Here is an 18,529-nt window from a genome sequence, read left to right on the forward strand (position 1 = left end):
CTTAATACTTCCTTGGGTTTTCCAATTTCTATATCGTTTTTCAATCTGAACTCAACAGTTTCAATATCTTAAACGACTTTATCTGTTTATGTTGTGTAGTTTTAGCATAATCTGTACTGAGTAAGTGTAGCAAATCATTGCAGAAATCGGGTATTGTTTCCCAGTTTATATAAATACAACCGTGGATTCCTATGATCGGCGCATTGATGCTTGATATTGCAGGCACAGAACTTACTCAAGAAGATATTGAACTATTACAAACTCCGCAAGTCGGTGGCATGATTTTATTTTCAAGAAATATAGAATCACCTGCTCAAGTTCGCGCTTTAACCGATCATATGCGCCAAATTCGCCCCGACATTCTTATTGCCGTTGATCAAGAAGGTGGACGAGTACAACGCCTAAAACAAGGCTTTACCCTACTACCAGCCATGGGGCATTTTGGTGAGCTTTACTTAACTCAACCTGAAAAAGCCTTAACTCTGGCTGAACAATGTGGTTGGCTCATGGCAATTGAAGTACTTGCAGTGGGGATTGATTTTAGTTTTGCACCTGTTTTAGATCTGAATGACATTAGTGATGTGATTGGCGATCGTGCCTTTGCAAAAAATGTACAAGATATTGTGCCGCTTGCCAGCGCATTTATGAAAGGAATGCAACGTGCGGGTATGGCAACCACAGGAAAACACTTTCCTGGGCATGGTTCTGTGAAAGCAGATTCTCATGTTGCTGCAGCAATTGATCCACGTGAATACCAAGACATTTATAACAAGGATATGCAAAGCTTTATTCAGCTACAAACCCAGCTGGATGCACTGATGCCTGCACATGTGATTTATGAAAAAGTAGATCCAAATCCTGCAGGTTTTTCACCTTACTGGATTCAAACGATTTTACGCCAAGAGCTTCAATTTGATGGTGTGCTGTTCTCGGATGATTTAAGCATGCAAGCAGCTTGTGTTGCAGGCGGAGCAGATGCACGTATCCGTGCTGCCCTCGAAGCAGGTTGTGATATGGGCTTGGTGTGTAATAACCGTGAATCGGCATGTATTGCATTGGCTGGGATCGAAAACCTACCTTTGCCGAATCAAGCACGTTTAGAACGTATGCGTGGTAAAATTCCACAGATCAGTATTGATGAAACATTTGATCTTGGAAATGAATGGCAAGCTGTCAAAAAAGTCATTGAAGAATTTAAAAATTCACTTTAAAACCAATAGAGAGCTATCCATAGGATATTGCGCTAGATGACTTAATTTTGCTGCCCCCTCTTGATGATCAATGGGGGGGTCTTATGCCTTTAATGATTAATAAGCCTTTAATGATTAAAGAGATTTAAGCTATTCTCCTTTCAATAGGAGGGTTACAAAGGATCAAAAAAGACGACGAAGCAAAATTAAATTTTTAGTCGTGTTTTAATTGCTTTTCATCATGACCCATTAGAAAAAATAAAAGTTAAGGATAACTATGTCAGACCAGCAACTTTCCAAGCACCGCCATATTTCATTTACAGCCCATTACACAGGCTATATTTGGTATCAAATGGGCATTTCTCATCCCTTATTTGCCACATCCAAAGGTAAAACTTTGGCTATGATTGCCCACCCAATAGAAAGTTGGGGAGAAAAATACGTCGGTGGCAGTATGCGTACCACACTCAAGCAACGTCATACCATGTTGGATGAACGTTTAGCTGAACTGATTGAACAGTCTCCAGACTTACAAGTACTGGAAATAGCCGCTGGACTGTCACCCAGAGGCTGGTGGTTTAGACAACATTATCCCTTGATTGATTATCGTGAATTAGATTTACCCGATATGGCAAAAACCAAGCAAGCGGCGCTTAAGCAAATTGATCACAAGAGCCCAGATGTGTTGTCTGTCGACTTATTTACAGCGGATTTTAAAAAAGCCTTTGATGTATTTGATCCACAACGACCACTCGTCGTGATCAGTGAAGGTTTAATTAACTACTTCACCAAAGAACTGTTACAACAATTGATTCAATCGATTGCCCATTATGGGCAAGACTTTAACAGTCTGCATTATCTCACCGACCTTTACCCTGAACCAGTAAAAAACAAATTGGCAAAAGTGATTTGGAACAGCAGCAAGCTGTTAAAAGTCATGTCACGAAGTGCTTTTACTTTTCACTTTGTCACACCAGAACAAGTCAGAAATTTTATCTACCAAGCTGGTTTTCAAAAAGTTGAAGTGATTCAGCCCCGTGTCTATTTCAATACAGATTCAACTGAATACAATGCTGAAGAGCATCTAGGTGATTTGGTGTGGATGATTGATGCACAACGCTAAAGCAATCATGTATTGAGATTTCGAGACTTAAATCCTTCGAAACATAAACACTTCGAGATTTAAATACTTCAATTCTAAGAAATAAAAAAACCAGTCAAAAGACTGGTTTTTTTAACAGATCAATATATCAAAGGCTTAAGCTACTGCGCCTTCTTGCGCTATACATAACTGCACTGCTTGGGTCTGGCGTGCAATAAACCGTAATAAGCGATCTGCATTTTCAAAGCTACCATGCTTAAATAGTGCGCGAACACCAGATGCGGAGGTTTCAAAAATCAAACATTCAATCGCAAACTCACCTTCATCATCACTCAAATTTAAAGCCAAATCACGGGTATGTTGATTTACAAAAGCTAAATCTTGTTGATGATCAAGACGCATCAATAAACCAAAGTAATTTAAATCAACCACATCAACCTGAATCACTTTATTTGAATGGCGATGTGTCAACTGACGATGTGGATCAAGTACTTGAATACGATTTTCACCACGACGCTCGATATGCTGCATTTGTTCCCGTGTGAAATTGACAATCCCATCCAGCCCTTGGATCGACCCACCTTTTAAGTAAGTGGTGAATAAAGTCATGGTTTCTTTACGGCGTTGTAATTGAGGAACATGATCGGCATTGGCAATCATTGCAAACTGCATATCTGGGCATTGCAAAGCAAAGTTTGCATTTTCATGCGGTAAGGTAAAACTGTCGTATTGACCACATGCCACCAGTGTATTCACTTGAGGAACCGGTACATGGCTTAACCGCAATAGACGATTACAATTGATTTCATAACGTTCTTGTTCAGTATTTGAAAATTCAGCCATTTGCTTAAAGAATAATCTTTTGGCTGTGGGCGACATACGCGTTTTATCGAGCTTGGCATGATTGACTAAATACAAAATCACGGCCTGACCAAACTCGCCCATACGTTGTTCTTTCATCAACATCAATGATTCTTCTAACAACATGCGCCAGCTTTTACGAGTTTCTTGCATCACCCCCATCAAGATCATTTTTTCGACCAGTTCAGGGCGTTGATCAACAAAAAATGAAGCAATCACAGAACCTAAAGAAATCCCCACCACGGCAACCTTTTCAATCGCGACAATATCAAGCCACTGTCCCAACATACGAGAAAGATCAGGTAATTCTAATGTCCCCGCAGATAAACCCGAGTCGATATTGGTGATTTGTTGATTGGCGCCCATAGAGGGCAAATCAATCAAAATGACTGGGCCACTTTCAAAGAACTGCTCAACACAATACTTATATGAGTTAAAGTTTTGGAACGCTCCGCCCACAATCACAATCGGTGTATTGTGAATTGTTCGTGGATCTGCGATCGCCATATACTCAATTTTCCAGCCATCAATCCAAGTTGTTCTTGGCTCCTGCTTAAAACTGTTTTTGTGGTATATGTCGAAAAAACCAAAGCTTGATAAAGATTGGTGTGATTCTGTGTCCATTTGGATAATGGAATTCATATCCTTCCTCCATCCTTGCTTTATTCTTTTAATATGCAAGATTTTGACCCGCATTATTCTTTCAAATTCGTGATACGTATGAATTCTGTATCACATCAATGTCCTTATTGTTTCATTCTTACAGATGTGTGATTTATACGCAATCGCTAAATTGACCGTTTATCCAGTTTAAATGGCAAAAGATTTTGCAAGATATTTAACGCTTCAACGCTGCAAAATAAGTTTATTTCAGTGAAATACTTCCTTGGCTTTACTTAGACTGCTACTATCAAAGGGAAATTTTTAATGATCAAATAAACTGCTATGCAAGACTCAATTGAACAGTATATGCAAACTGTAGGGAAGCAAGCACGCCAAGCCGCTAGTGTCTTGGCAGGCGCAACTACACTTGCAAAAAATAATGCCTTATCTGCGATTTATACTGCTTTGGAAAATAGTCAACCGCAAATCTTGGCCGCCAACCAAATTGACATGAGCAAAGGTCGTGACAATCAATTGGATAGTGCTTTACTTGATCGTTTAGAACTCAACCCCACACGCTTTAAAGGAATGTTACAAGGCTTAAAAGATGTCATCAGCCTTGTCGATCCGATTGGTGAAATCACGGATCTTGCTTTCCGTCCAACGGGTATTCAGATTGGTAAAATGCGCGTGCCTTTAGGTGTGGTCGGCATGATTTATGAATCACGCCCAAATGTTACCCTTGAAGCCGCCTCACTTGCGTTAAAATCTGGCAATGCCATCATTTTACGTGGTGGTTCTGAGGCATTGAATTCAAATCAAGCAATTGCTGAAGCCATTCAACATGGTTTAAAAGCAGCGGGCTTACCTGAAACTTGTGTACAAGTGATTAACACCACTGACCGTGCTGCCGTGGGTCAATTGATTACCATGTCTGAGTATGTCGATGTCATCGTACCTCGTGGCGGTAAAGGCTTGATTGAACGCATTACCAATGAAGCAACCATTCCTGTGATTAAACATCTCGATGGGAACTGCCATGTTTTTGTTGAGGCGCAGGCGGATCTACATAAAGCACTTCCTATCGCATTAAACTCAAAAACACATCGTTATGGTGTGTGTAATGCAATGGAAACATTGTTGGTTGATGAAAAAATTGCGGAAGAGTTTTTACCCCGTATCGCTGAGCTTTATGCAGAAAAAAACGTTGAATTACGTGGCTGTATCAATGTTCAAAAAATCTTAGGCAATACTGTAAAACCAGCCAGTGAAGAAGATTGGTATGAAGAATATCTAGGTCCAATCTTGGCAGTGAAAATTGTGACTGGAATTGAAGAAGCCATTCAACATATTAACAAATATGGCTCACATCATACCGATGCAATCATCACTGAAAACTTTAGCTTAGCGCGTCAATTCTTGACCCGTGTAGATTCAAGTTCAGTCATGGTCAATGCTTCGACTCGTTTTGCTGATGGTTTTGAATACGGTTTAGGTGCTGAAATTGGTATTTCTACCGATAAAATTCATGCCCGTGGTCCAGTCGGTCTTGAAGGTTTAACCTCGCAAAAATGGATTGTTTTAGGCGATGGTCAAATTCGTCATTGATTCCAAGCTTGAATAACTCGACTCAGCATTTATCTCAAACATAAGTGCTGAGTTTTTTATTTTTAATGCACCGTAATAAACATCAATCAATTTAAAATTTTGATAAAAAATATGTATTTGTCTTTTAGAAAGACGCAAAGTTTGCCTTTGAATAGGACAAGATTATTTACAAGAAACTATATAATGCAGATAGATTAAAACAACAATGAGTGATAATTTTTAACAATCAATTGATAAATATTAATTATTAATCAATATCAGGTCGATAGTCCAAAAGTCTAATCACCTAAAGTCTATCTAGGACAAAAAAACTACACATGGTACAACATGACTGCTGATCTAATTTGCCCTTTATAAACAAGCATAATCAGATCAATCAGGATGACTTTTTTAAATTATAATTTCGGGTATTCAAACGTGTCTACATCAGTATTAGTAATTAACTGCGGATCTTCATCAATCAAATATGCGCTTGTTTCTGAACGTCGTGAAGATCGAATCTTTGGTTTAGCAGAAAACCTAGGCTCTGCTGATGCACGTATTAAAGGAATCACGGCAGGCAATCAACCGCTTGAGCTTTCAATTCCCTATGCAGACCATGAAAAAGCTTTAGAAACCATCTTAGGTCGTTTATCACAGTATAAACCTCAAGCCATTGGACACCGTGTTGTTCATGGCGGTACCTTAACCAAAGCTGAGTTATTGACGCCTGAAATTGTAGAAAAAATTCGTGAAGCAACACCACTTGCACCGCTGCATAACCCTGCTCATTTAGTCGGTATCGATGCGACAATGCGCCTATTCCCTGAATTACCGCAAGTTGCAGTATTTGATACAGCATTCCATCAAACCATGCCTGCACATGCATATCGTTATGCTTTACCAAAGTTCCTGTATACACAACACAATGTTCGTCGTTATGGTTTCCATGGCACCAGTCATGCCTATGTTTCTGAACGTGGTTCTGAACTTGCGGGTAGCTACAAACATGGCGGTTGGTTAACAGCACACTTAGGCAATGGTAGCTCAACTTGCGCTATCTGGAATGGTCAAAGTGTCGATACCTCCATGGGACTGACTCCGCTTGAAGGTGTGGTCATGGGTACTCGTAGTGGTGATGTTGATCCAAGTATTCATAGCTTCCTTGCTTCAAATCTGGGCTGGGACATCTATAAAATTGATAAAATGCTGAACAGTGAATCAGGCTTACTGGGCTTATCAGATCTTTCAAATGATATGCGCACCTTGATTGAAGCCTCAGAACAAGGCAATGAAGATGCGACTTTGGCGATTGAAGTATTCTGTTATCGTTTAGCCAAATCACTTGCGGCATTAAGTTGCGGTTTACCGCGTATCGATGGTTTATTCTTTACTGGCGGTATTGGTGAAAACTCTGCCTATATTCGTGAAAAAACCATTGCTTACTTACCGCACTTCGGTTTCAACCTCAGCAAAGAACAGAATGATGGTTTAAAACGTGGTACAGAAGGTCGAATTGATGCTGGAACAGGTCCTCAAATTTGGGTCATACCAACCGATGAAGAAGGTCGTATTGCTAAAGAAACTGTTCATGTTGTAGAACACGAGGTACAACAGGCCGCAAAAAAGCCTGAATCTGATATTGCGACAGCTTAAGCTGTCGTAAGTTTTGAACGAGCTTTGGGTATACCTATTGAAATAGCAGCATACTCAAGCTCGTTATTACAATTGATCTTGACCAGATTTTGATATAAAGCTGTTTTGTAATCGCTTAAGCTGGCATAAATATATAAACCAGCCTTGTAGATGAATATCGTTTTGCGATCACTGTATACACCACCAAAAAGATGTTGAGTGAAGCAGATGATTTGAGATATTCATCTTCAATTTATCCATGAATTCACATATTTTTACTGATTAAAGAATCGTCTATGAAAACAATTTTATTGGTTCCAACTGGGGAAGGCGTAGGTTTAACGTCTGCGTGTTTAGGTTTAGTCTATGCATTGGAATGCCAAGGCGTTAAAGCAGGCTTTGTAAAACCATTTTCACAAGAATTAATCGCTGAACCAGACCGCACCACTGCGCTTTACCGTCATATCTCAAAATTAGATACGGTTGAACCGATAGCTTATGCAAAAATCACACAACAGCTCAATGATGGTGAAACAGATGAGCTCCTTGAAGAAGCGGTCAGCTTACAACGCCAAATTGCAAAGTCCCATGACATTGTGATTGTAGAAGGCTTAGTCCCTACTGCACGTGATGCTTTTGCCAGTGATTTAAATGCCTCTTTGGCGCAAGCTTTGGATGCCAAAGTTATCTTTGTCAGCAATGCTAATATCGAAAAACCAGAACAAACTGCTGAAAAAGTTGAAGCACAAGTACGTAATTTTGGTGGTGCATCATCATCGCGTAATGCAGGCGTACTGTTTATGCGTACCCGTGGTCTACCTGCAGAATCTGCACAAATTCCGGTGACCATTGATCCAAGCTTACGTTTAGTTGCAGATACTGAAAAATTTAAAACTGAAATTCAAAAAACTCATGCACACATCGGCTCAGCAACATTTCCAATTATTGGCTTAGTTCCATTCAGTGACACCTTGAGTGTGCCTCGCATCTCAGACTTAGCAAAACAAATTCAAGCCACGTGGATTAATCAGGGCAAAGCCAACACACGCCGTGTATTGCACAGCAGCTTAATTGCTTCAAATATTGAACATGAACTACAAAAATTCGTTGCAGGCGAACTGATTATCAGTGCTTCTGATCGTATTGATGTGTTATTGGCGAGTAGTTTAGCCACCAGCAATGGCATTCCACTCGCAGGTTTAGTTTTAACTGAACACCATGAGCCAAATCCATTGGTTTTAGAGTTCTGCCAGTCTGCAATTAAAAATGGTCTACCGATTTTACACACACCACTCAGTACCTTTGAAACAGCACAGCAACTTGCCAATTTAAGCAATGAAATTCCTGTGGATGATACTGAACGTGCCGATCAAGTGACCCGATTCGTTTCAAGCCATATTGATCCAGAATGGTTGACCCAAATGTTGAATGGTGACTATAAACCCCGTTTATCTCCTTCTGCATTCCGTCATGAATTGGTACAAAAATCGATTGCTGCAAAAAAACGTATTGTACTGCCTGAAGGTGATGAGCCGCGTACCATTCAAGCCGCAGCAATTTGTCAATCTCGTGGTATTGCACAATGTGTATTGTTAGCAAAGCCTGAAGCGGTACTTGAAGTCGCCAAAGCACGTAATATTGAACTCCCTGTGGATTTAGAAATTATTGATCCAGATCTGATCCGTGAAAACTACGTGACCCAAATGGTTGAATTACGCAAAGGTAAACTCAACGAATTACAAGCACGTGAGCAACTGCAAGATACTGTAGTACTCGGTACGATGATGCTGGCACTTGATCAAGTCGATGGACTGGTTTCTGGTGCTGTGCACACCACCGCCAATACAGTGCGCCCTGCATTCCAGCTGATCAAAACTGCACCAGAATACTCCTTGGTCTCTTCAATCTTCTTTATGCTGTTACCAGACGAAGTTTATGTATATGGTGATTGCGCGATCAACCCTGATCCAGATGCTGAGCAATTGGCAGAGATTGCAATTCAATCTGCAGATTCGGCAAAAGCATTTGGTATTGACCCACGTATTGCCATGATTTCCTATTCAACCGGTACTTCAGGTGCAGGTGCGGAAGTTGAAAAAGTTGCAAAAGCCACGGAAATTGCCAAACAACGTCGTCCAGATTTACTGATTGATGGCCCTTTACAATATGATGCTGCATCTGTTGAAAGTGTTGGACGCTCTAAAGCACCAGACTCTCAAGTTGCTGGGCGTGCCAATGTGTTTATCTTCCCAGACCTCAATACAGGCAATACCACCTATAAAGCAGTTCAACGCTCTGCTAATGTGGTCAGTGTTGGTCCAATGCTGCAAGGTTTAAATAAACCTGTAAATGACTTGTCGCGTGGTGCATTGGTAGATGATATTGTCTTTACCATTGCATTAACGGCGATTCAGTCAGAACAACAAGCTGCACATTAATGCTGATCTACTAGACATAAAAAAACCACCCAAATCAATTGGGTGGTTTATTTAATGTACTGACGAAAAATTCATAAATCAGTCTTTATGATACTGATATCCCCATCGATTCAATTGCTATCATGGGTATTAGACAGCTTTATTTTCAATGAGATTAAAGCTTAGAAGAAATAGTTCACGCGAAATAAATAATTACGCGGAGTACCTGGCATAGCGTTTGAACGCCAATATTCTTTATCTGTTAAATTATTCACAGCAATCGTCGCCCCCCATTTATCATCTTTATAACCAATTGCAGCATCGATACGAGTCCAATCTGGCATTTTGGTGGTATTTTCATCAGAAGTATAATAATCCCCCATATAGGTTGCACCAACCTCGCCATAAATTTTTTCGGTAGGAAGATAACGTACAAACAAATTGCCTGTATGCTTGGAAACATTGCGTAAATTATTATCAACCAATTCAGGTCTTAAATCATGTTTAGTAATTTTGGCATCTGTATAACCATAGCCACCTCGAACATAAATATTATTCAGTGCCTGACCAATAAAACTAAACTCTAATCCTTTAGATTCATTTTCACCAACAACAACATAAGGCGAGTTATTATCATCTGGATCTTTACGTGCGCGGATATTATGTTTTTTAATATTGAATACAGATAATTGTGTGTTTAGCTTAGAATCCAGCCAATCACTTTTTATACCCACTTCATATTGATCAAGATATTGCGGCTCATAATTAAATGCACTTAGATCATCTGTTGCATTTATAACATTGACGCCCATATTGCCGCCAAAGGGTGAAAAACTTCGACTATAAGATGCGTATAGACTTTGTTCAGGGACGGGTTGCCATACAAAACCTACATTTGGGCTAAATGTCTCATCTTTAACTGCACGTGATTGTCGGTATGATGTTGAACTCTCTAATTTATTTGTGGTTTTTGACTCATAGTAATCATATCGCCCACCTAACATCATTTTAAACTGATCATTAAAGCTAATGAGATCCTGAAGGAAAAGCGCATAATTTGTTCCTTCATTATAATTGTGAGAGGTCGTAATATGCCCTGTGCCACGGTTACTAAAACGATCACCTGTTAGTGGATTCACAAATCCATAAATCAATGATCCATCCTTGTTTTTATTTGATAGTAAAGGTTCTCGCTGTTCATAAGACCAGTCAGTACCGACTAGAACATTATGTTTAATCGCCCCAGTATTAAACTCACCAGTTATATCCCAAGTATTGGTTGTGGTTTTATTGGTTGTTTGCTGCCAATAATAAATTTGATTGACGTAACCTTTATAACATCCTTTATTTGTATTCGTTGGCTTCACATCTGCAGTACACATAGAGCCTAAATAAAAATGATCAAAATTTTGTTCCGACTCACGATGACTTAAGCCCCAATGAAATTTCCAATTTGGCGCAAATTCATATTTAACATCTGTACGCATTGTTTGAAGAATATCTTCTACATAATCCCCAGATTGAGCAAACCCCATCTTAATTGAAGTCCCAGCAGGCAAGTTCTCATAGGAAGGACCACGATCAGGAACTCGATGTATATTGTCGTAAGTAAATTCGGTCGTCCAAAGTAGTTTTTCATCATCACTACGATAAGTCACACTTGGAGAAATCATTTCCTCATTGGCACCGATATCAGAACGGAAACTATTGGTATCGGACTTTTCACCAACCAAACGTACAGCCCAGTTATCATTAAGCACTTTATTAATATCAAGCGTTCCGCCAACATTATCATAAGAACCCACGTATGCCCCAACTGAGCTTCCCGAATCAAAATTTGCATATTTGGTGACCATATTGATCACACCACCACCGCCACTACGGCCATATAATACAGATGCAGGACCTTTTAAAATTTCAATTCGTTCAACATTGGCGGTACTGCGACGTATCTGTCCACTTTCACGCACGCCATCACGATAGATATCTCCAGAATCCGCACTAAACCCTCGCAGCATAATACCATCACCACGCATATCATAACTGGTTGAAACGCCCGGCGTGCCTTGTAACATAACACTCAGATCATTTGCGCCATACAGCTTATATTTAGAAACATCAATTGTATCAATCGTTTGTGGTATATCTTTTTTATCTAAACCATTTCTCGTAACATTGGCTTGTTTATAGTCCACATATGTTTTTATTGGGTCACCATCATTCATTGCTTCAATGACAATGGTGGGAAGCGTTGCTGTGCTTTTTTTCTGTTCTTCACTGCTATCTGTATTTGCAAATGTTAAAGAGGAAACGAAAAGTCCTCCCGTCGACAGCATCATTAAAGTTAAGCTTTTTTTAACAAAAGGCATTATTGCACCAAGAAAAACAATGAGAATTATTATCATTATAATATGATTTTTCACTAAAATTTACAATAACACGCTAATTTAACTACAAAATAATGATAGGTGAAAAAATAAAACATGAAAAGTGCATTAAATTAGCTAAGATTACTTTTACTTATTTAGAAATTAAACTAAAAAATAACTTCAATACCCACAATTAAAATATATGAATCTCTTAATTTGAGAATATTAAAATTTTTAGATATTTTTGTATTTATTGCTTAATTTATTTTCATCTAGGTATTTTATATTCTCTTGGCTAACCAAACAGTATGCCCAGTACAATCACGATCTTCAGCAATCATCTTTATCACTTCAAAATTATATTTTTTAAATAGTTCATGATACTCAGCGGATGATAAGCTCGCATGATACAGCGCATCACCAAACATCTCTCCAACCACTTCACCCTGTGATGGTCCACTGGTAAACATTAAAGCAGCGCCAGTTTTTGTATATTGATTAAAAATCTCAAACATATCTCGCTGATCTTGTGGTGTAAGATGAAAAAAGCTATCCCAAGCGAGTATTGCATCAAACTTGCGATTTAAATTTACAGTTCGCATATCAGCTAAAATCCAAGTGTGCTCAGAAAAATTCTGTTTTGCCATTTCAATCATCACATCAGAACTATCAACACCTGTCACAGTATTTGCTTGCTCAATCAAATAAGCTGCAATTGGCTTTGCTGAACCACAACCCAAGTCAAGAATATGGGAGTGAGCGGGAATTAAAGCTAAAAAGCGATCCAACCACGCTTTTTCATAAAGAAATTCCCCGCGTAATTCAGTCCATGCACGAGCATGCTTTGTATAAATTTCAATAATATTTTCCGCAAGATGCGTATAGTTTTCCATGTTGTTGTTATTTAGCCCAAGCTTTTGACTCAATAGAGTATAGAGCTTTTCACCCTGTAAAATCTGAAATTTATTTCAATACGGCTTTATCATCATTTATATAAAAAGTAGAAAAGTTGACTTGATCAATCAAAATATAAGCTGAGTTTCTTAAATAAAATCATAAAACTTTAGGCTGAAATTAGATCTAAGCCACCACAAAACAAGCAATATCACGTATAATTTAGCCCGCTAGCTAACAGCCCGCTCAAGAGATTTTTGATATGACAACTATTATCAAACAAGATGACTTGATCACATCGGTCAAGGACGCGCTTCAGTTCATTTCGTACTATCATCCACAAGACTTTATCCAAGCGATGAGCCGTGCTTATGATCGTGAAGAGAACCAAGCTGCAAAGGATGCAATTGCACAAATCTTAATTAATTCACGTATGTGTGCAGAAGGTCATCGTCCAATCTGTCAAGATACTGGTATTGTTAACGTATTTGTTGACGTGGGCTTAGATGTTAAATTTGATTTAACCATGAGCTTAGATGATGCGATCAATGAAGGTGTACGCCAAGGTTATTTAGAAAATAGTAACGTACTCCGCGCTTCAGTTTTAGCAGATCCTGCTTTTGGTCGTAAAAATACCAAAGACAATACACCTGCTGTAATTCACTACAAACTCGTTCCAGGCAATAAAGTCGATATTACTGTTGCAGCGAAAGGTGGTGGTTCAGAGAATAAATCTAAACTGGCAATGCTTAACCCTTCTGACTCGATCGTAGATTGGGTACTTAAAACTGTACCAACGATGGGTGCGGGTTGGTGTCCTCCAGGAATGCTCGGTATTGGTATTGGTGGTACTGCTGAAAAAGCCATGATGCTTGCGAAAGAATCGCTCATGGAAGAAATCAATATGGACGAGTTACTTCGCCGTGGTCCACAGAACCAAATTGAAGAACTGCGTATTGAAATCTTTGAAAAAGTAAATGCATTGGGTATCGGTGCGCAAGGTCTTGGTGGTCTAACCACAGTGCTTGATATCAAGATCAAAGACTACCCTTGCCATGCTGCTGGTAAACCAGTCGGTATGATTCCAAACTGTGCTGCAACTCGTCACGCTCATTTCCAGTTAGACGGTTCAGGTATTGCACATATTCAAGCGCCTTTACTTTCAGATTACCCTGAAGTGACTTGGGATACGTCAACATCTAAACGTGTTGACTTAGACAATATCACACAGGAAGAAATGAATTCATGGCAACCGGGCGATACATTATTATTGAACGGTACCATCTATACAGGTCGTGATGCTGCGCATAAACGCATGGTTGACATGTTGAATAAAGGCGAACAGTTACCTGTAGATCTCAAAGGTAAATTCATTTACTACGTGGGACCTGTAGATCCAGTCGGTGATGAAGTTGTAGGCCCTGCTGGTCCAACAACAGCAACACGTATGGATAAGTTCACACGTCAAGTCCTTGAAGCGACTGGCTTGTTCGGTATGATCGGTAAAGCGGATCGTGGCCCTGCTGCTGTTGAAGCGATCAAAGACAATAAAGCAACTTATTTGATGGCTGTTGGTGGTGCTGCTTATTTAGTATCTAAAGCCATTCGTGAAGCAGAAGTTGTTGCATTTGCTGACTTAGGGATGGAAGCTATTTATAAATTTAAAGTACAAGACATGCCTGTATCTGTTGCAGTTGATGTCAATGGTACTTCTATTCATGCGACTGCACCTAAAATCTGGCAAGCCAAAATTGGTAAAATCCCAGTGGTTGATGCTGTTGCACAATAATCTGATCTAAAGCTTAGATTAAGCTTGAGCATCACTTAAAAAGCACTCTATGATTAGAGTGCTTTTTATTTTGAGTCAGATCATGAACTTTATAAAATATATTATTTTTTCTGGGTTATTTGTATGCTTGATCTCTATTCAAAGTTTTGCTTCAAACACTGATAGTGACGCCGCTGACCAACTAGCATCAGGTATCATTACCAATCAAATATGGCGCCTACAATACAATGAAAGTGCAAAAAGGATTTATCAAAATCAAGCAGAAAATCTAATCAAAAACGGATCAAGTACAATAGAACTCACTGATAAAGAAAAACAAATCATCCCTCAAATTGTAGAGATTTATCAGGCAATACCAGAAAATATTCTCCGAGATCCACAATTTATCGCCCAAACCAAACAAATTCTTTTAGAATCGTTAAGTTCTCAAGAAATTGATATGCTCTCACAGCATGACACAACGTCGAGCCAAGAGCTGTACACAAAACTTGCCAATATTGACACAGAAATATTCCTAGAAAGCAATGCAGCTATTCGTAAGGCAGTCAATGACCCTCAATTTATCCAACAATATCGCAATAAAATTGGAGAAATTATTCAGCAACTGCATCATTTAGATGAAAATAAATAATGGAAAACCTATGAAAATTAAGCAGTTCGTTTTAACTTTAAGTTTATGCTGTATCACAATGTCAAGTTTTGCATCTCCAGCAACAGATAAAAGTGTCGACAAATTGATGCAACTCTCCAATATCTCAGAGATTTTCAAACAAAGTACTCGTGATATGCAACCCTACTTTGACGATCAAGCAGAAGCACTTGTTCGCCAAGTGACGGGGGCTCAAACATTGAATATCGATCAGCAAAATGCAGCACTACAAATTAGTGCATTGTATAGTGATATTCAACAGCAGCTGGTGACTGACCCAGAATATCTCAACATGTTTAAATCATTATTTAAAAAGACCTTTACTGAAGAAGAAGTTCAAGCCAATATCGCTTTTTTAAGTACACCGATTGGACAATCCATCAATCAAAAGATGAACACGCTTATGACAGAAGTCATGCAAGAAACCGCAAAGTTTTCTCAAGAAAAAATGCTAAAAGTAGAAAATCAAAAAGCCCTGAAAGAAAAAATGGAAACGATTTTAAAGCCAATTCTTCAAGTTGAATAAGCTTTTACTCAACCATTTTATGATGTGAATTACAACCAGAACTTATATAGGTATTTTATGAAATTACTCCAACACTTACTACTTGCAAGCGCATGTATCAGCACAAATTTTGCTTTTGCAGCGCCCGCTTCAGACCAACAAGTTCAACAATTATTAAAAGTCATGAATATTGATGAACTGCTACAAGAAACCATACAACAAATTCGCCCTCAGTTGGATCAACAAGCTTACCAAATCATTCAAATGACGGTAAAAAAAGATCAGCTCAACCCACAAGAACAAATTGTCGCCAATGAGCTTGCTGACAAAATGTATGAGCAAAGTAAAAAAACCATTGCTTGGGATCAAATCAAACCTGTTTATCTTAAGATTTATAAAGACATATACAGTGCTGAAGAAGTTCAAGCTCAAATTGATTTTTATTCAAGTGCAATTGGACAGTCGATTCTGAAAAAAACACCTCAAGTTGCTCAAGAAACCATGAAAGTCATGAACAGCCAACTGATTAAAAGTGTACAAAACGCATCTGAAGACTTTAAAGAAGTGACTAAAAAACTAGATGCTTTAAAAAAGGCCGCAAATACTCAATAAAACAAATAAGAAAAGAGAGCCTCGCTCTCTTTTCTATATCAAGCATCTCTAGCGATAGATCACCAAGTCATTGGGTTCCAAAGTTTAAACTGCTGCCCCAAATGCACATCATCACTCACTTTGTATGGCTCACCTTTGATTTTTTCTTTAGGTTTGATCACACGACCATCTGCAGTCACTTCAGCCACGAAATTAAGGCCTGGAGTTTTCAGTTGAGTCATTGCAATTTCTTTGAGTCCTTGTCGGGTAGGCATTTGCATTAAAGGCCCTACACGTAATAACCCTGCTTCACCATTGGGTCCACCGCGAAATTTTTCTTCTTCATATTTGACAAAATATTGCCCGCCAGCTTCCACTGAGAAGTAAGCAACTTTGGGTTTCTGGAAATGAAAAACCGTTAATGGGCGACTGAGACTTAATTTATAGTCACCTTCAGCCAGTTCAATCCAGTAATAATGATTACTGATCAAGCTTGGAATTTTCTTACCATTCAGAAAAAAATTGTTTGGAATAATTTCTTGTCTATTCCAACGACTGTCTGGTCGATAAAAATAAACAATTGCAGCTTGAGGATTCTGTGGTTTAACCAGCTTAAAGTATTGCCCAGGTTTTTGATTGACCCAAGACCCGGTAGAAAATGATGCAACTTTATATTGTTCAAGCTTTTCATGAACCAACGAATCTTCTTTTTTGAAATCGATTGGATCTAAAGTTGAAACAACTTTTGCAGGTTGCTGTTCAACAGATTGATGACTTTGACAAGCTGCCAACCCACAACTGATCAAAACGACTAGACCGATGTAACGCATGATTTTCCCTCACCGCGTATTTTTTATTTTCGTTTTTAATAAACCCTATTGTCTACAGCCAGCTTAACATTTCAATGACCATTTAAAAATAAAAAACGTGCAAATAGTCAAGCTACTCGCACGTTTCAGATGAATTGCACTGAGGATGTATCAGAATCCAGCTTTTAAGCTGATTTTGTATCCAATACCTTCAAATCTACTTTTTCAACTTCAGTATTTTCATGCTTTGGTTGACGTTCAGATTTGAACTCTGGTGCAGCTTTATCATTAATCACCGCTTCATTGATAATCACAGTACCAATGTCTGAACGACTTGGTAAGTCATACATGGTTTCAAGCAATACATTTTCTAAAATAGAACGCAGACCACGCGCACCTGTATTACGCTCTAACGCTTTTTTTGCGATCGCACGTAAAGCAGAGTCTTCAAAAAGAAGGTCTACATTTTCCATCTCAAAAAGATATTGATACTGACGCGTTAATGCATTTTTGGGTTCTGTTAAAATCTGCATCAAGGCTTCTTGATCAAGCTCTTCAAGTGTTGCAATCACAGGTAAACGACCAATGAATTCTGGAATTAAACCAAATTTCACCAAATCTGCGGCTTCAACTTGACGGAATAATTCAGATACTTTTTTACTATCGTCTTTATTCTTTACGTCTGCCGTGAAACCAATGCCACCTTTTTCTTGACGTTGTTGAACAACTTTTTCAAGACCAGAGAACGCACCACCACAGATAAACAAGATATTTGCAGTATCAACTTGAATAAACTCTTGTTGTGGATGTTTACGTCCACCTTGAGGCGGAATTGACGCAACCGTACCTTCAATCATTTTCAACAATGCTTGTTGCACGCCCTCACCAGACACATCACGTGTAATTGAAGGGTTTTCAGATTTACGGGTAATCTTGTCAATTTCATCAATGTAGATAATGCCCTTTTGTGCTTTTTCTACATCGTAATCCGCTTTTTGCAAAAGTTTCTGAATAATGTTTTCAACATCTTCACCAACATAACCAGCTTCGGTCAAAGTTGTTGCATCAGCCATTGCAAAAGGTACATCAAGCAAACGCGCAAGTGTCTGTGCCAGCAATGTTTTACCTGAACCTGTTGGTCCAATCAGCAAAATATTACTTTTAGCAATTTCAACGGCATCTTTAGGCTTATGCCCTGTTTGTGATACTTTTAAACGTTTGTAATGGTTATACACTGCAACTGAAAGTGTTTTCTTTGCTGTGTCTTGACCAATTACATACTGGTCCAAAGCCGCACGAATTTCATGTGGTTTTGGCAATGGACGTGTTGCCCAATCGCCTGTTTCCACCTGTTGACTCGTTTGCACTAAGTCTAAGCACACATCCACGCATTCATTACAAATATATGCGTCCTCGCCTGCGATCAGCTTACCGACTTCAGACTGCGTTTTACCGCAAAATGAACAATGCTTTTGTCCTTGAGGAAGATCGGACATTTTCACTCCAAATTCTTAAATCTTATCTATAA

General features: G+C 38.9%; 14 protein-coding genes. 9 read left to right on the forward strand and 5 right to left on the reverse strand.

The window, feature by feature from the left end; translation table 11 throughout:
* Positions 1–191 precede the first annotated feature (191 nt).
* Both nagZ and L3V46_RS18750 read left to right on the forward strand, forming a co-directional pair.
* Complete coding sequence (nagZ, locus tag L3V46_RS18745; RefSeq protein WP_004818920.1) at positions 192–1,211, forward strand: beta-N-acetylhexosaminidase; 1,020 nt, start codon at positions 192–194, stop codon at positions 1,209–1,211.
* A 256-nt stretch (positions 1,212–1,467) separates the two neighbouring features.
* On the forward strand, positions 1,468–2,313 hold the full coding sequence (locus L3V46_RS18750; protein ID WP_239046484.1) for a class I SAM-dependent methyltransferase: 846 nt from the start codon (positions 1,468–1,470) through the stop codon (positions 2,311–2,313).
* Between the two features lie 135 nt (positions 2,314–2,448).
* Here L3V46_RS18750 and L3V46_RS18755 read toward each other — a convergent pair whose 3' ends face one another.
* Positions 2,449–3,795 (reverse strand): alpha/beta hydrolase, encoded by a 1,347-nt coding sequence (locus L3V46_RS18755; RefSeq protein WP_239046485.1) that lies wholly within the window; start codon positions 3,793–3,795, stop codon positions 2,449–2,451.
* Between the two features lie 303 nt (positions 3,796–4,098).
* On the opposite strand from L3V46_RS18755, the gene L3V46_RS18760 reads away from it, so the two are divergent.
* The 3 genes from L3V46_RS18760 to pta all read left to right on the forward strand — a co-directional run bounded on the left by L3V46_RS18760 (position 4,099) and on the right by pta (position 9,416).
* Positions 4,099–5,364, forward strand: coding sequence for a glutamate-5-semialdehyde dehydrogenase (locus L3V46_RS18760; RefSeq protein ID WP_004818916.1), 1,266 nt, complete (start codon positions 4,099–4,101; stop codon positions 5,362–5,364).
* Between the two features lie 417 nt (positions 5,365–5,781).
* Positions 5,782–6,999 carry an acetate kinase gene (locus tag L3V46_RS18765; RefSeq protein ID WP_034610100.1) on the forward strand — a complete coding sequence of 406 codons (1,218 nt, stop codon included), beginning with the start codon at positions 5,782–5,784 and terminating at the stop codon, positions 6,997–6,999.
* Between the two features lie 275 nt (positions 7,000–7,274).
* Positions 7,275–9,416: a phosphate acetyltransferase gene (pta, locus tag L3V46_RS18770; protein ID WP_034609754.1), complete on the forward strand. Its 2,142-nt coding sequence runs from the start codon at positions 7,275–7,277 to the stop codon at positions 9,414–9,416.
* Positions 9,417–9,577: 161 nt separating this feature from the next.
* Here the strand turns inward: pta and L3V46_RS18775 are convergent, their stop codons facing one another.
* Together L3V46_RS18775 and L3V46_RS18780 are read right to left on the reverse strand one after the other, a co-directional pair.
* Entirely contained in the window at positions 9,578–11,764 is a 2,187-nt protein-coding gene (locus L3V46_RS18775; protein WP_239046486.1) for a TonB-dependent receptor, read from the reverse strand.
* Positions 11,765–12,045: 281 nt separating this feature from the next.
* Positions 12,046–12,657 carry a class I SAM-dependent methyltransferase gene (locus L3V46_RS18780; protein WP_239046487.1) on the reverse strand — a complete coding sequence of 204 codons (612 nt, stop codon included), beginning with the start codon at positions 12,655–12,657 and terminating at the stop codon, positions 12,046–12,048.
* A 263-nt stretch (positions 12,658–12,920) separates the two neighbouring features.
* Here L3V46_RS18780 and L3V46_RS18785 point away from each other — a divergent pair, with 263 nt between their 5' ends.
* From L3V46_RS18785 to L3V46_RS18800, 4 genes are all read left to right on the forward strand, one after another.
* On the forward strand, positions 12,921–14,447 hold the full coding sequence (locus tag L3V46_RS18785) for a fumarate hydratase (RefSeq protein WP_004726542.1): 1,527 nt from the start codon (positions 12,921–12,923) through the stop codon (positions 14,445–14,447).
* Positions 14,448–14,529: 82 nt separating this feature from the next.
* Positions 14,530–15,078, forward strand: a complete 549-nt coding sequence (locus tag L3V46_RS18790; RefSeq protein ID WP_239046488.1) for a hypothetical protein — start codon at positions 14,530–14,532, stop codon at positions 15,076–15,078.
* A gap of 10 nt (positions 15,079–15,088) precedes the next feature.
* On the forward strand, positions 15,089–15,622 hold the full coding sequence (locus L3V46_RS18795; protein WP_004818906.1) for a DUF2059 domain-containing protein: 534 nt from the start codon (positions 15,089–15,091) through the stop codon (positions 15,620–15,622).
* Between the two features lie 57 nt (positions 15,623–15,679).
* Positions 15,680–16,213 (forward strand): DUF2059 domain-containing protein, encoded by a 534-nt coding sequence (locus L3V46_RS18800; RefSeq protein WP_004818905.1) that lies wholly within the window; start codon positions 15,680–15,682, stop codon positions 16,211–16,213.
* Positions 16,214–16,272: 59 nt separating this feature from the next.
* Here L3V46_RS18800 and L3V46_RS18805 read toward each other — a convergent pair whose 3' ends face one another.
* Positions 16,273–17,022, reverse strand: coding sequence for a DUF2846 domain-containing protein (locus tag L3V46_RS18805; RefSeq protein ID WP_004726536.1), 750 nt, complete (start codon positions 17,020–17,022; stop codon positions 16,273–16,275).
* A 164-nt stretch (positions 17,023–17,186) separates the two neighbouring features.
* Positions 17,187–18,497, reverse strand: a complete 1,311-nt coding sequence (gene clpX / locus L3V46_RS18810; RefSeq protein ID WP_034609735.1) for an ATP-dependent Clp protease ATP-binding subunit ClpX — start codon at positions 18,495–18,497, stop codon at positions 17,187–17,189.
* Positions 18,498–18,529: the final 32 nt, after the last annotated feature.

Source organism: Acinetobacter sp. AG3 (genome assembly GCF_022343575.1).
Classification (GTDB): Bacteria; Pseudomonadota; Gammaproteobacteria; order Pseudomonadales; family Moraxellaceae; genus Acinetobacter; species Acinetobacter guillouiae.

Coding starts and splice junctions, on each gene's coding strand:
- nagZ (WP_004818920.1), top strand. CDS start 192: ATGATCGGCGCATTGATGCTTGATATTGCAGGCACAGAACTTACTCAA.
- L3V46_RS18750 (WP_239046484.1), top strand. CDS start 1,468: ATGTCAGACCAGCAACTTTCCAAGCACCGCCATATTTCATTTACAGCC.
- L3V46_RS18755 (WP_239046485.1), bottom strand. CDS start 3,795: ATGAATTCCATTATCCAAATGGACACAGAATCACACCAATCTTTATCA.
- L3V46_RS18760 (WP_004818916.1), top strand. CDS start 4,099: ATGCAAGACTCAATTGAACAGTATATGCAAACTGTAGGGAAGCAAGCA.
- pta (WP_034609754.1), top strand. CDS start 7,275: ATGAAAACAATTTTATTGGTTCCAACTGGGGAAGGCGTAGGTTTAACG.
- L3V46_RS18775 (WP_239046486.1), bottom strand. CDS start 11,764: ATGCCTTTTGTTAAAAAAAGCTTAACTTTAATGATGCTGTCGACGGGA.
- L3V46_RS18780 (WP_239046487.1), bottom strand. CDS start 12,657: ATGGAAAACTATACGCATCTTGCGGAAAATATTATTGAAATTTATACA.
- L3V46_RS18785 (WP_004726542.1), top strand. CDS start 12,921: ATGACAACTATTATCAAACAAGATGACTTGATCACATCGGTCAAGGAC.
- L3V46_RS18790 (WP_239046488.1), top strand. CDS start 14,530: ATGAACTTTATAAAATATATTATTTTTTCTGGGTTATTTGTATGCTTG.
- L3V46_RS18795 (WP_004818906.1), top strand. CDS start 15,089: ATGAAAATTAAGCAGTTCGTTTTAACTTTAAGTTTATGCTGTATCACA.
- L3V46_RS18800 (WP_004818905.1), top strand. CDS start 15,680: ATGAAATTACTCCAACACTTACTACTTGCAAGCGCATGTATCAGCACA.
- L3V46_RS18805 (WP_004726536.1), bottom strand. CDS start 17,022: ATGCGTTACATCGGTCTAGTCGTTTTGATCAGTTGTGGGTTGGCAGCT.
- clpX (WP_034609735.1), bottom strand. CDS start 18,497: ATGTCCGATCTTCCTCAAGGACAAAAGCATTGTTCATTTTGCGGTAAA.